The organism is Arcobacter sp. CECT 8983 (assembly GCF_004118855.1).
In the GTDB taxonomy this organism is placed as follows: Bacteria; Campylobacterota; Campylobacteria; order Campylobacterales; family Arcobacteraceae; genus Halarcobacter.
The window spans coordinates 1-13,326 of the sequence record NZ_PDKF01000024.1 but is presented as its reverse complement, the minus strand read 5'-3'; the positions used below and the strand labels follow the sequence as shown (position 1 = coordinate 13,326).

The following is a 13,326-nucleotide window of genomic DNA, read 5'->3' as shown; positions in this document are numbered from 1 at the left end:
AAAAGATATGAATATAGAAAAATCAAATATTGCTAACCTACCTACAAAATACGGAAAATTTAAAATTAGAGCATATAAACAAGATAATCAAGAGCATTTAGCAATTATGAGTGAAGATTTTGAAAACTTAGAATCTCCATATGTAAGAATTCACTCTGAATGTTTAACAGGAGACACACTAGGAAGTTTAAAATGTGATTGTCAAAATCAACTTGATTTATCTCTTAAATTTATTTCAAAAGAGGGTGGCTTAGTAATTTATCATAGACAAGAAGGAAGAAACATAGGTTTACTAAATAAAGTAAATGCCTATGCTTTGCAGGATAAAGGAAGAAATACTATAGAAGCTAATTTAGAACTTGGATTTGGAGAAGATGACAGAGATTATTCAATAGTAGATGAAATATTTAAAGATTTAAATCTAAAGAAAATAAGACTTATTACAAATAATCCAAAGAAACTTTCTTATGTGGAGTCTTTAGGTGTTGAAATAGAGCAGAGAATACCAGCAATTACAGAATTAAATGTATATAATGAACATTATGTCAATACTAAAAAAGAAAAAATGGGACATATGTTTTAATGCTTAAGGATATTGATTTAGAAAAACTAAAAATAGATAATGAGTTTTTATCAAGATGTGATACTTTTACAACATTACTTCAAAAATGGGGTAAAGTTCATAATTTAAGTGGAAGACTTACAAAAGAAGATATTGAAGAAAATATTATTGATTCAATAACTCCTTTAGGTTTTATAGATGATTTTGAAAGTTTTGCAGATATTGGTACAGGTGCAGGTTATCCAGGACTTATCTTAGCAATGGCAAGAGCAGATAAAAAGTGCTATTTGATAGAACCAAGACAAAAAAGAGTTGCATTTTTAAATTTTGTAAAAAATAGTTTAGGTTTAAAAAATGTAGAAGTTTTATGTAAGAGAGTTGAAGAAGTTGAAGATTTAAAAGTTGATTTAGTTACTTCAAGAGCTGTTACTAATACAAAACTTCTTTTAGATATTACTTCAAAAATTTGTACAAAAAATACAAAGTTTTTATTTTATAAAGGTTCACTACTTGAAAGTGAAATTGAAGAAGCTAAACTAAATGATTGTATCATTCAAAATAGAAAAGATAGAAACTATTTATATTTAAAAGGTAATGTATGATTTTAAAGATTTTAGCTGTAGCAGTAGTACTTTTTTTGATTTATATTGTATTATTCAAAAAAGATAGAGAGAAACAGGTAAACAAGGACAATAGAATAAAAGAAAAAATTGAAGATATAATGGTTGAGTGTCCAACTTGTAGTACTTATGTTTCTAAAAAAGAAGCTATATTAAGTAATGGTAATTTTTATTGTTCAAAAGAGTGTTTATTAAATAAATAGGAGAAAAGATTGATTTTAATTGGTGATAATTTAGTTCCTTCAGAGAATTTAAGTTTTATAGACTCAATTGCAGATATTGAATATACAATTGCTAATTCAACAGTTGTTTTTAACTATGATGAAAATCTTCTATTATATTGTAGTAAAAATGATATAGAGTTTGCTGTAGTAGTAGAAAATATAACACAAGCTATTTATTGCAATGCTTTAAATAGTAAATATATAATATGTGACAAGAAGTTAGCAAAAACAGTTCAAAAAATAGCAGAAAACTATATTTTTGACTCAAAGGTTTTAGCAATAATTGATGACTCTAGTGAGATTGAAAAAATTGCTTTAAATGAAATAGATGGAGTTATATACTCAAACTTATTGGAAAAATAGATGAAAGAAATATTAGACTTTATAGTATTAGCTCTTTTTGTATTTTTTGTATTTATGTTTATAAAAGGTTTTAATAAACAACAAATAGAAAAACATAAAAATAAAATAGATCCTGATAAACCTAAAGTAGATACAAAAACTAAAGAATAGAAAACTCCTTAATTACTCCTTAAGTTTATTTTTGTAACCTATATGTGACAAAAATTTAAAGGAGTCTCATGAAAAGAATCGAATACGATACCGAATACGAAGCAGGGCAAGATAATCTCAAAGCTTTTGGGATGGATATGCACAACCCTGTCTTCTTTGTTAGTGCATTGTTAATTCTGTCATTTGTTGTTGTAACAATTGTTTTCCCGACATCATCAAAAGAAATTTTAGATGGAATGAAAACTTGGTCAATCAATAATTTTGACTGGTTGTTTATGATGGGCGGTAATATTTTTGTATTATTTTGTGTTGCATTAGTATTTTCTCCCTTTGGCAAAATACGATTAGGTGGTAAAGATATAAAACCAGAATACTCTAGATTATCATGGTTTGCAATGTTATTTGCAGCTGGTATGGGGATAGGACTGATGTTCTGGAGTGTTGCTGAGCCAGTTGCTTATTATACTGGCTGGTATAAAACACCACTAGGAGTTGAAGCTAATACTGAGCAAGCTGCTGATTTAGCAATGGCCGCAACTATGTATCACTGGGGAGTTCACCCTTGGGCAATATATGGTGTTGTTGGTTTAGCATTAGCATTTTTTTCTTACAATAAAGGTTTACCTCTTACTGTAAGATCAGCTTTTTATCCACTTTTAGGGGAAAAAGTTTGGAGTTGGCCAGGACATATTATTGATTTACTTGCTGTATTTGCAACAATTTTTGGTCTTGCAACTTCTTTAGGTCTTGGAGCTAAACAAGCAAGTTCGGGACTGAGTTATCTTTTTGATATTAGTGCTGGAATAAATACTCAAATAGGTATAGTAATTTTTGTTACAGCAGTTGCAATTATTTCTGTGATTAGAGGTATTGATGGTGGAGTAAAACTTTTAAGTAATATAAATATGTTTATTGCCACTGTATTACTATGTTTTGTTATATTAGCTGGTTCAACATTAGATATTTTTTCTGGTGTTTTTTCTACAGCAGTAAGTTATGCATCAAACATTATACCTTTAAGTAATTGGATTGATAGAGATGATTCTACATGGTTCCATGGTTGGACTGTTTTTTATTGGGCATGGTGGATTTCTTGGTCTCCATTTGTTGGAATGTTTATTGCAAGAGTATCAAAAGGAAGAACTGTAAGAGAGTTTTTAGTTGCAGTACTATTAATACCAACATTAGTTACAATAGTATGGATGTCAGCATTTGGTGGTTCAGCGTTAGATCAAACAATTAACAATGTAGGAGCTTTAGCAGATGGTATAACAAAAGTTCCTTTAGCAATGTATCAAATGTTAGAGAACTTACCATTTACAACTATAACATCATCATTGGCAATTATTTTAGTTTTAGTTTTCTTTATTACTTCTTCTGACTCAGGTTCATTAGTAATTGATTCAATTACTTCAGGTGGAAAAGTAGATGCTCCAGTTCCTCAAAGAATATTTTGGGCATCTATGGAAGGATTAATTGCAGGTTCATTATTATACATAGGTGGGAAAGAAGCACTGCAAGCATTACAAGCAGGTGCTATTACTACAGGTCTTCCATTTACTATAATCTTAATTTTAATGTGTATTAGTCTATTTAAAGGCTTACAGACAGAAATCAAACTATATAAATAATTTAAAGAAGAAGGTTTAGGTATCTCTAAATCTTCTTTTTCACTAACCAAAAAATAAGCCTTCTTTCGATAAAATAACTACTTTTTAAGATAAATATACTCTCATACAGTTTTACTAAGGAAAGAATAAATGAACAAACCATTATTAATAGAAATTGGTGTAGAAGAACTGCCAGCAATTCCATTTTTAAAAGAACTACTAAATATTGAAAAAAAATGGGCAAAAATATTAGAAAAGAATAGATTATTATGTGATTTTGACTTTTTTTATACACCAAGAAGATTAGTATTATGGCATAGAGAATTTCAAGTTAAACAAGAAGATTCAGTAGAAGAGATGTTTGGAGCACCTGTTAAAATTGCTTTTAAAGATGGTGAACCAACTCCTGCAGCACTAGGTTTTGCAAAAAAATGTGGTGTAAGTGTTGATGAACTTGAGAAAAAAGATCAAGGTAAGGGTGAAGTCCTATATTATAAAAAAGAAGTTTTAGGTATTAAAGCAAAAGATCTTTTAAATGATATGGTAAATGAATTTATCTCAAGTTTAGATTTTGGAAAATCAATGAGATGGGCAAGTAGAACTGATAGTTTTATTAGACCAATTAGATCTTTATCTATTCTTTTAGGTGAAGAAGTAGTAGAAGCAGAACTTTTTGGAGTTAAATCTTCAAACTTCTCATTTGCACATAGAATGGTTTCGTATGAGCCTTTCACTTATGATTTTGCAGGTGATTATTTCTGTAAATTAGATAAAAATGGTGTTATTCTTTACCCAGATGATAGAAGAAAAAGAATTTTAGAACAAATGAAAGAGATTGAAGCTTCTAATGATGTAAAAATTGATATTGATGAAGAACTATTAGAAGAAGTTGTTGCCATTACTGAATATCCTACTGCTTTAATTGGTAAATTTGATGAAGAGTTTTTAGAGTTACCAGAAGAAGTTATTGTAACTTCAATGAAAGAACATCAAAGGTATTTTGCAGTTTATAAAGATGGGGAATTAACAAATAACTTTATAGTTGTTTCAAACTCAAAAACTGAAGACTTTTCTCATATTATTGCTGGAAATGAGAAAGTACTTAGACCTAGACTTGCAGATGGAATGTTTTTTTGGAAAAATGATATTGAAAATGGACTTTCGAATGAAGGACTTAAAAAGTTAACTTTTGTTGAAGGTTTAGGTTCTATGTATGAGAAGTGTGAAAGAGAAGCTAAAATTGCAGCTTTCTTAGCAGAAAAGCTAAATGTAAATGAGAAGGAATTAGTTCAAAAAGCAGTAATGCTTTCAAAAGCTGATTTAATGTCTGAAATGGTATTTGAGTTTACAGAACTTCAAGGACTAATGGGATATTACTATGCAAAAATTGCTGGAGAAAAAGAAGAAGTATATACAGCACTAAAAGAGCAATATTTACCAGATGGAGAAGACTCTGACTTACCATCAACTACTTTCTCTTCTATTGTTGCACTTTCATACAAACTTGATAATTTAATGGGATTGTTCTCTGTTGGAAAAATTCCTTCAGGTTCTAAAGATCCATTTGGACTTAGAAGAGCAGCTGCAGGTATTGTAAAAATTGCAATTGAACATAAATTAGCAATTGATTTAGAAGAGATTATTGACACTTTAAGTTCAAACTATAAAGGTCTAGATAAAGCAAAACTTATAGAGTTTTTTAATGAAAGACTATTTAAGATTTTTGATGTTAACCCATCTGTATTAAAAGCTGTACTAGGTTCTGAAGAGAGTGATATCTTTAAAATTTCACAAAAACTTTGTGCCTTAAATCCAATTGTTTTAAGTGACAATTTTAAAGAATATTCTGCAACATTTAAAAGAGTTGCAAATATTATCAAAGATTTAGATATTAATTCAAAATTAGAAGTAAAAGAAGAACTTTTAGAAGACAAAGAAGAAAAAGAGTTATATGAAGCATTTAACAAAGTAATTTCTAAAGAATACTTAAGCTATGAAGAAGAGTTAGATTCTTTATTTGCTTTAAAGCCACAACTTGATAATTTCTTTGACAATGTTTTTGTTAATCATGATGATAATAAAATAAAAACAAATAGAAAAAATATTATTGGTAAAGTGTATCAAGCATTTAAAGAAATTGCTGATATTAAAGAGATTACAATTTAATAGGAGACTATAATGAGAGCTTTTTTATTAGGTTTAGGGGTACTTTTTTTATTTAGTGGTTGTGCAACATGGAAAGGAGTTAAAAAAGACTCTTCAGATGCATGGGATGCTACAAAAAAAGGAACAAAAAAAGCTTACAAAGCTACAAAAGAAGCAATTAACGAAGCTACAGAAGACTAAAAAGTTTAGTTTTGTTCTTTTAAGGGGATTGTTATTGTAAAACAGGCCCCTTTATAACATTTATTATCAAAATATTTTTCTTTATTACTTGCTATTATTTTACCTTTAAATAAAGACTCAATTATTTGTTTACAATTATAAAGATCAATTCCTTTTCCTATAGATTGATGTTTTGTTGTAAAATAAGGTTCAAATATTTTATCTATAATTTTTTCACTAATTCCCAATCCATTGTCAGTTATATTAATAAAAATTAAATCACTTTTCTTTTTTATTTCAATAAATACATATCTTGGTAACTCTTTTTCTATTAATACATCTATACAGTTATTTAAAATATGAATAAATACTTGAACTAATCTGGTCTCATTACCAAAGTAAGATAGATTATTATCTACTTCTTTAATAATAGTAATATTTTTATTTTCAAGTCTATGTGACAATAATGCTTTTGCTTTTTCAATAACATCATAAAAAGTATAATATGTATTATTTGATTCATCAAAGAACTGTCTAAAGTTTTCTATAGTATTTGATAAATAGTTTGAGTTTTTAAGTATAATATCAATACTTTCTTGTAGATTTTCATCACTTAGATTATTAAAATCTTTTTTTAGTCTAAGTCCACTTGTACAAGTAGTAATGATAGATAAAGGTTGTCTCCACTGATGAGCTATATTATTTAATATCTCTTTCATTGTAAGGTTTTTTGATTGTTCTGCTATTACTAAATCTTGTTTTTTACTTTTACTTATTGCATCATCAATTTGTTTTTTGAGACTGTTATTTAAATCTTTTAATTCTTGTTCTTTCTGTTTGTTATAACGAATTGAAGGTATTACAATTAAAACAGCTTCAAGCAATATAGTTATAAGTGTTCCAAGTAGAATAAAAAGCTCTTGCTTCGTTAATTTTTCTATTTTTTTATCACTTTCAGCTTCAAAGTTACTTACTGCATAATCTAGCTTAGGAAGAATAGTGTTTGATAAATCTTCGATTTTTTCTAATTTTTCTTTATTTTTATCTAAAAGAAAAGCCTCAAGACTTTTAAAATATCTATTTACATGAAAATCAAGATTATAAGGTTCTTTAAAATATATCTCATTTATTTCACTAGAAGTTATATTAGAAATAATAAACCCATGATCTTTTTTCATTTGTTTTAATAAACTATTTGTACTATCAATATAATTGCTTGTTCCATTTTCAAAGCTTAATTTTGCCATTAATGCAGTTCTTTGAGAAAGCATTCTTTGTTTACCAGCAATATTAATTATTTTTGCATATATTTTTTGGCTAGAAATCATTTCATTCATTGTAGAATAAGCAAAGAAAGCCCAAAAAACTAAAGATAAAAAGACTATAAAATAAACTATCGTTAGCTTTTTTAGATTAAATAAATTATACATAAATAATTATAACATTATTTATTAAAAAAAGTTTTGAATTTCATTGTATAAAAAGTCATCATATTCTAAAGGTAGCATATGGGAGTCTGTATTTAATGTTTTTAACTGAAAGTTTTCTTTTTCTAAACATAATTGTTTTATAGGTTGCAAATTCACTAAAGCATCATTTATAGCACTTAAAAACAAAATAGGGGTATTTACTTCTTTTAATTCTTCAAATAAAGATTTACGTTTCATTGTTGCAAACAGTTGTTGTTGATAAATATCCATTCCTAGTTCGGCAAACATCTCATTTATAATCTCAAGGTTATTTTCGTTTGTTTTATCTTCCAAGAGTTGAGAAATAGCCATAAAACTTAAGGAATTAATATTATTTCTTTTTAAAGTTTCAAGCATTTTTTTTCTTTTACTTATCTCTTTTTCATTTAAAGAATCAATTCCAGAAGATATAATCAAGGCTTTATTTACTCTATTAGGATACTTAATTAAGTATTTTAAGCTTATGTATCCTCCTAAAGAAAAACCAACTAGGTTTATAGGTTCTTTGTATATTGAAAACTCTTTATGGAGTTCTTCAATCATTTTATCAATAGAGTCTTTTTGTGGAATTTTGATTCCTTGATAATTTGTTAGATTTAGTTTAGACCAAAGCTTTTGAGTACACATTAGTCCTGGTATTAAAAGTAATTGTTTCATAGGAGGATTTTACATTAAAGAATATAAAAATGAAATAGAAAGAATAATGTATTTAATTTTTAGGAGGGAAATTCTATAGGATTTTATGTATAAAAGTAATTCTATTTCATTTTTATTCGCAAAATGGAGCTGATGATAGGAGTCGAACCTACGACCTGCTGATTACAAATCAGCTGCTCTAGCCAACTGAGCTACATCAGCAAAATAAATAGCTATCCTTATCAAAGTTTATAGTTAAACAATGTTAAGATAAGGGGATAAATAAAGTGATGTCTACCAACTTGACGATTTCAAGTTTAAAAATGGTGTCAAGAGAGAGACTTGAACTCTCGACCTCCGGCTTATGAGACCAGCGCTCTAGCCAGCTGAGCTACCTTGACATAAGACATCATTTATTAAATTGGTTGCGGAAGCTGGATTTGAACCAACGACCTTCGGGTTATGAGCCCGACGAGCTACCGGACTGCTCTATTCCGCGATATGACTTAAAAAAGTGGCTGGGGTAGCAGGATTCGAACCTACGAATGCTGGTACCAAAAACCAGTGCCTTACCGCTTGGCGATACCCCAACTTTTTAAGTGCCGAAATTATAGTAAAAAATGCTTTGTTTGTCAAGGGTTTTTATAAAATTTTTTGAAATTTCTGATATAATAGAAGAAATTCAAGAAATAATACAATTTATGAAAGAGATTAATATGAATGCAATACAAAGAGTAAAAGAAGCAATAGAAGAAATTCAAAAAGGTAACATGGTAATCATGTTAGATGATGAAGACAGAGAAAATGAAGGAGATTTAGTTTATGCAGCAGCATTGAGTACTCCTGATAAAGTTAACTTCATGGCTAGTCACGCTAAAGGTTTAATTTGTGTATCTGTTACAAAAGAGACTGCTCAAAGACTAGCTTTAAATCCTATGGTTAATTCGAATACTTCTTCATATGAGACTGCCTTTACAGTTTCAGTTGATGCAGCAGATGCAGCAACAGGAATTAGTGCAGGGGAGAGAGATGATACTATTAAGATTTTAGCTAATCCTATTTCAAAAGAGACAGAGTTAGTTAAGCCTGGGCATATCTTTCCACTAATTGCAAAAGATGGTGGAGTATTAGTTAGAACAGGGCATACAGAAGGTAGCGTTGACTTATGTAAGCTAGCAGGATTAAATGGAGAAGCTGTAATTTGTGAAATCATGAAAGATGATGGAACAATGGCAAGAAGAGATGACTTAGATATTTTTGCACAAAAACATAATATGAAACAAATTTATATTTCTGATTTAGTAGAATATAGATTAAGTCATGAAAAATTAGTAGATGAAGTAAAAAAAGATGATATTGAATTTCTAGGTTCAAAAGCTGTTAAAAAAGAGTTTAAAGACCATTTAGGAGATATTCATACTGTTATTCAGTTTGGTGAGCCTGAAGAAATAACTCATGTTAAATTTCATACAGTAATTCCAGATATTGAGCTATTTTTAAATGATGAAAAATTAAACTCAATGCTAAAAACAATCAACTTCTTACAAGCTAAAGGTGGTTTACTAATCTTCTTAGGGCAAGATAAAGTACATAAAGAGTCTCAAAAAGACTATGGAATTGGAGCTCAAATTTTAAATTCATTAAATGTAAAGAAAATTAAGTTAATGACAAGTGGAGGGAAACACTCATTTGTAGGATTAAATGGTTTTGGTTTAGAAATTATTGAAGAGATTCAAATAGAGTGTTAATAAACACTCTATTTGTTTAGTTTATTTATTAAACTAATTTTGGTCCTGCTGACGTAAAGTCATAATCACTCTCTAAAGTTAAATACTTTTTAAAGTTATCAATATACATTCCAGCAAGTTTAATAGCTGTTTCATCATAAGATTCTTTGTCTTCCCATGTATTTCTAGGGTTTAGAACTTCAGTATCAACACCATTAAGTGTTTTAGGAATTTCTAAATTAAAAATTGGAAGAGTTTCAAACTCTGAATTATTGATTGAACCATCTAAAATTGCATCAATACAAGCTCTAGTATTTTTAATACTCATTCTTGAACCAATACCATAAGGACCACCAGTCCATCCAGTATTAACTAAATAAACATTTACACCATGCTCATCAATCTTTTTACCAAGTAATTCTGCATAAACAGTTGGGTTTAATGGTAAGAATGCCTCTCCAAAACAAGAAGAGAATGTTGCAACTGGCTCAGTAATACCTCTTTCTGTACCTGCTACTTTTGCAGTATATCCACTTAAAAAGTAATACATTGCTTGTCTTTTATCAAGTTTAGATACGGGAGGAAGAACTCCAAATGCATCAGCACATAAGAAGATAATATTCTCTGGATGTCCACCTCTCATATCTGGAGTATGATTTTCAATATGATCAATTGGATATGATACTCTAGTATTTTCTGTTTTACTACCATCAGTATAATCAACAATACCATTTTCATCAGCTACTACGTTTTCTAAAATAGCACCTTTTTTAATAGCATTGAAGATATCTGGTTCAGATTTTCCATCTAAGTTAATAACTTTAGCATAACAACCACCTTCAAAGTTGAATACTCCATTATCATCCCAACCATGTTCATCATCACCAATTAATCTTCTTTTTGGATCAGTTGAAAGTGTAGTCTTTCCAGTTCCTGATAAACCAAAGAATAGGGCAGTATCACCATTTTCTCCGATATTTGCTGAACAATGCATTGGTAATTTACCTTCTAGAGGTAACCAATAATTCATCATAGAGAAAACACCTTTTTTCATTTCACCAGCATACCAAGTACCACCAATAAGAGCTGTGTTATCTTCTACATTAAATACAACAAATACTTCTGAATGTAACTCATGACTTACATAAGCCATATCTACAGTTTTACAAGCATTATAAACAGTAAATTCTGGTTCAAAATTTTCTAAATCCTCTTTTGGAGGAACAATAAACATATTTTGAATAAAATGTGCTTGCCAAGCTACTTCAGTAATAAATCTAACTGATTTTCTACTATCTAAAGAAGAACCACAATAAACGTCAGTTACATATAAATCTTTACCACCTAATTGTTTTTTAGCAACAACTTCTAAATCTTCATATACTTCTTTTGAAACTTTTCTATTAATATCACCCCAAGCAATATATCTATTTGATGGGTCTTGGTTAACAAAGAATTTGTCCTTAGGACTTCTTCCTGTAAAAATTCCCGTATCTACCATAAGAGCACCAGTAGAAGAGATTTTAGCTCCCTCATTTTCTACTGCATGTTGCATTAAACTATCTACATCTAAGTTTCTATAAACTTTACCTACGTTTTCTAAACCAAGTGAGTCTTTAATTTCAGACATTTCCTACATTCCCTACTAATTAAAATTTTAAAAAATCGATAAAAGTACACCAGCAGCTACGGCAGAGCCAATAACACCAGCAACATTTGGACCCATCGCATGCATTAATAATACATTAGATTTGTCATATTCTTGTCCAACTTTTGATACAACCCTAGCAGCCATTGGCACAGCAGATACTCCTGCAGCTCCAATTAGTGGGTTAATCTTATTCTCATCAGACGCAAATTTATTCATAACTTTTGCCATGATTACACCTGCTGCTGTTCCTGCTGCAAATGCTATTAATCCAATAACCATAATCCCTAAAGTCTCTAACACCAAGAATTTATCAGCAGCTAGTTTTGATCCAACTCCTAATCCTAAGAATATTGTTACTATATTGATTAATGAATTTTGCATTGTATCAGAAAGTCTCTCAACTGCACCTGATTGTTTAAAGAAATTTCCTAAACAAAAGGCTCCAATAAGAGGTGTTGACTCTGGCAAGAACAAAATTGCTAACAATAAGATAACAATTGGCAATGTTAAATTCTCTAATTTATTTACTTTTCTTAATTTTGGCATTTTTATTTTTCTTTCAGCCTCTGAAGTTAATGCCTTCATAATTGGAGGTTGAATTACTGGTACTAATGCCATATAAGAGTATGCTGCAACTGCTATTGCTCCTAATAATTCTGGAGCAAGTCTATTTGCAATAAAGATTGATGTTGGTCCATCAGCTCCACCAATAATTGAAATAGCAGAAGCTGATTGTAAATCAAATCCAATTGCAACTGCTCCAACTAATGATCCAAAGATACCAAACTGTGCAGCACCACCTAATATTGCTGATTTAGGATTTGCTAGCAGTGGAGTAAAGTCTGTCATTGCTCCAACACCCATAAAGATAAGTAAAGGAAAGAATCCATTAGCAATACCCATATTATAGATAATACCTAGCATACCAGTCTCTCCAGCAATACCAGCTAATGGAATATTAGCTAAGATACCACCAAATGCAATTGGCATTAATAATAGGGGTTCAAATCCTCTTGCAATTGCAAGGTAGAATAACAACAAGCAAATACCTATCATTATTAATCTACCCCAAGTTTGTTCAAATGTTGTCATAGGTCTTGCATCTTCTGCATGAGCTTCTGAAGTCATTACATCATCTCTAGGAGTTGTAAAAGAATAAATCCCAGTAGTTTTATAGAATGATTCAAGAAGTTGACCTAATGATTTTTCATGATACTCATGTTTTACTTCTTCTTTTGGTGTTGCATTTGAGTTTGCAAATACATTTGTACTAAAAAGAGCAAAGAAAAGTAGTAGCATTGAAGCCATTATTTTTTTATTCATTTAAATAGTTCTCCAGTTCTTTTAGCTAATAGTTGCTATTGCTTGACCTTCTTCAACAGCGTCACCAGGGTTAGCTAAAACTGCACTTACTGTTCCATCACAAGGAGCTTCTACATCTATTTCCATTTTCATAGCTTCTAAGATTGCAATAATTTCACCTTGTTTTACTGTATCACCAACTTTTACATTCATTTTCCATACATTACCTGCAACAGTTGCTCCTACTTCTGCTCCACCGTTTGTTGGTGTTGCTGCTGGTGTTTCACTTTGTGTTGCTGGTGTTACTTGGATATCTGCATTACCTTCTGCAATAGATACATTAAATTTTTGTCCATCTACTACTACTGTATAGTTTCCAGTTGCGTTACTCATACTATTTCCTTCTCCTAAAGTACATTCTTTATCATTTTCACAAGTTGCATCAGCAACTTTTCTTACATTTAATGGGCTTTCACCTTTTAAGAAAGCAATACCTTTTTCATCACAAGCTGCTGCGATAAAAATATTCTCTTCACTTGGGTCGATATTCTCTTCTTTTAATCTTCCTTCCCAGTATTTAAAAGTCTTCTTTTCATCTCTATCAGCTATATCTAGTGGGTTTTCTTTTGTTGGTTCAAGTTTTAATTTTTCACTTGCTAATTTAACAATCTCTTCATCTGGTTCAAC

The 13,326-nt window shown here is 29.8% G+C and carries 14 protein-coding genes and 4 tRNA genes; 9 read left to right on the top strand and 9 right to left on the bottom strand.

The window, feature by feature from the left end; translation table 11 throughout:
- Positions 1–7 precede the first annotated feature (7 nt).
- The 8 genes from ribA (at position 8) to CRV01_RS13785 (ending at position 5,875) form a co-directional block, all read left to right on the top strand.
- Positions 8–583, top strand: a complete 576-nt coding sequence (ribA, locus tag CRV01_RS13030; protein ID WP_129008770.1) for a GTP cyclohydrolase II — start codon at positions 8–10, stop codon at positions 581–583.
- Positions 583–1,164 (top strand): 16S rRNA (guanine(527)-N(7))-methyltransferase RsmG, encoded by a 582-nt coding sequence (rsmG, locus tag CRV01_RS13025; RefSeq protein ID WP_129008768.1) that lies wholly within the window; start codon positions 583–585, stop codon positions 1,162–1,164. Before ribA ends, rsmG begins: the two co-directional genes overlap by 1 nt.
- On the top strand, positions 1,161–1,385 hold the full coding sequence (locus CRV01_RS13020; RefSeq protein WP_129008766.1) for a PP0621 family protein: 225 nt from the start codon (positions 1,161–1,163) through the stop codon (positions 1,383–1,385). Before rsmG ends, CRV01_RS13020 begins: the two co-directional genes overlap by 4 nt.
- A 9-nt stretch (positions 1,386–1,394) precedes the next feature.
- Positions 1,395–1,769, top strand: a complete 375-nt coding sequence (locus CRV01_RS13015; RefSeq protein ID WP_129008764.1) for a hypothetical protein — start codon at positions 1,395–1,397, stop codon at positions 1,767–1,769.
- Complete coding sequence (locus CRV01_RS13790) at positions 1,770–1,919, top strand: hypothetical protein (RefSeq protein ID WP_164970066.1); 150 nt, start codon at positions 1,770–1,772, stop codon at positions 1,917–1,919.
- Positions 1,920–1,987: 68 nt separating this feature from the next.
- Positions 1,988–3,550, top strand: a complete 1,563-nt coding sequence (locus CRV01_RS13010; protein WP_129008762.1) for a BCCT family transporter — start codon at positions 1,988–1,990, stop codon at positions 3,548–3,550.
- Positions 3,551–3,679: 129 nt separating this feature from the next.
- Positions 3,680–5,695 (top strand): glycine--tRNA ligase subunit beta, encoded by a 2,016-nt coding sequence (glyS, locus tag CRV01_RS13005; protein WP_129008759.1) that lies wholly within the window; start codon positions 3,680–3,682, stop codon positions 5,693–5,695.
- Between the two features lie 12 nt (positions 5,696–5,707).
- A complete protein-coding gene (locus tag CRV01_RS13785) occupies positions 5,708–5,875 on the top strand; it encodes a hypothetical protein (protein ID WP_164970065.1) in 168 nt (55 codons plus the stop codon).
- Between the two features lie 5 nt (positions 5,876–5,880).
- On the opposite strand, the gene CRV01_RS13000 is transcribed toward CRV01_RS13785, so the two are convergent.
- The 6 genes from CRV01_RS13000 to CRV01_RS12975 form a co-directional block, all read right to left on the bottom strand.
- Positions 5,881–7,284 carry an ATP-binding protein gene (locus tag CRV01_RS13000; RefSeq protein WP_129008757.1) on the bottom strand — a complete coding sequence of 468 codons (1,404 nt, stop codon included), beginning with the start codon at positions 7,282–7,284 and terminating at the stop codon, positions 5,881–5,883.
- A gap of 21 nt (positions 7,285–7,305) precedes the next feature.
- Complete coding sequence (locus tag CRV01_RS12995; protein WP_129008755.1) at positions 7,306–7,980, bottom strand: alpha/beta fold hydrolase; 675 nt, start codon at positions 7,978–7,980, stop codon at positions 7,306–7,308.
- 124 nt (positions 7,981–8,104) lie between these two features.
- A tRNA-Thr gene (locus tag CRV01_RS12990) sits at positions 8,105–8,181 on the bottom strand.
- 102 nt (positions 8,182–8,283) lie between these two features.
- Positions 8,284–8,360 (bottom strand) — tRNA-Met (locus CRV01_RS12985).
- A 21-nt stretch (positions 8,361–8,381) separates the two neighbouring features.
- Positions 8,382–8,458 (bottom strand) — tRNA-Met (locus CRV01_RS12980).
- Between the two features lie 16 nt (positions 8,459–8,474).
- Positions 8,475–8,549: transfer RNA gene (locus tag CRV01_RS12975), tRNA-Gln, on the bottom strand.
- A 126-nt stretch (positions 8,550–8,675) separates the two neighbouring features.
- On the opposite strand from CRV01_RS12975, the gene CRV01_RS12970 reads away from it, so the two are divergent.
- Positions 8,676–9,707: a bifunctional 3,4-dihydroxy-2-butanone 4-phosphate synthase/GTP cyclohydrolase II gene (locus CRV01_RS12970; protein ID WP_129008753.1), complete on the top strand. Its 1,032-nt coding sequence runs from the start codon at positions 8,676–8,678 to the stop codon at positions 9,705–9,707.
- A 28-nt stretch (positions 9,708–9,735) separates the two neighbouring features.
- Here CRV01_RS12970 and pckA read toward each other — a convergent pair whose 3' ends face one another.
- From pckA to CRV01_RS12955, 3 genes are all read right to left on the bottom strand, one after another.
- Positions 9,736–11,316, bottom strand: a complete 1,581-nt coding sequence (pckA, locus tag CRV01_RS12965) for a phosphoenolpyruvate carboxykinase (ATP) (protein ID WP_129008751.1) — start codon at positions 11,314–11,316, stop codon at positions 9,736–9,738.
- Positions 11,317–11,343: 27 nt separating this feature from the next.
- Positions 11,344–12,660 carry a sodium ion-translocating decarboxylase subunit beta gene (locus CRV01_RS12960; RefSeq protein WP_258238363.1) on the bottom strand — a complete coding sequence of 439 codons (1,317 nt, stop codon included), beginning with the start codon at positions 12,658–12,660 and terminating at the stop codon, positions 11,344–11,346.
- Positions 12,661–12,681: 21 nt separating this feature from the next.
- On the bottom strand, positions 12,682–13,326 hold a 645-nt coding region (locus CRV01_RS12955; protein ID WP_129008749.1), incomplete at its 5' end, for a biotin/lipoyl-containing protein.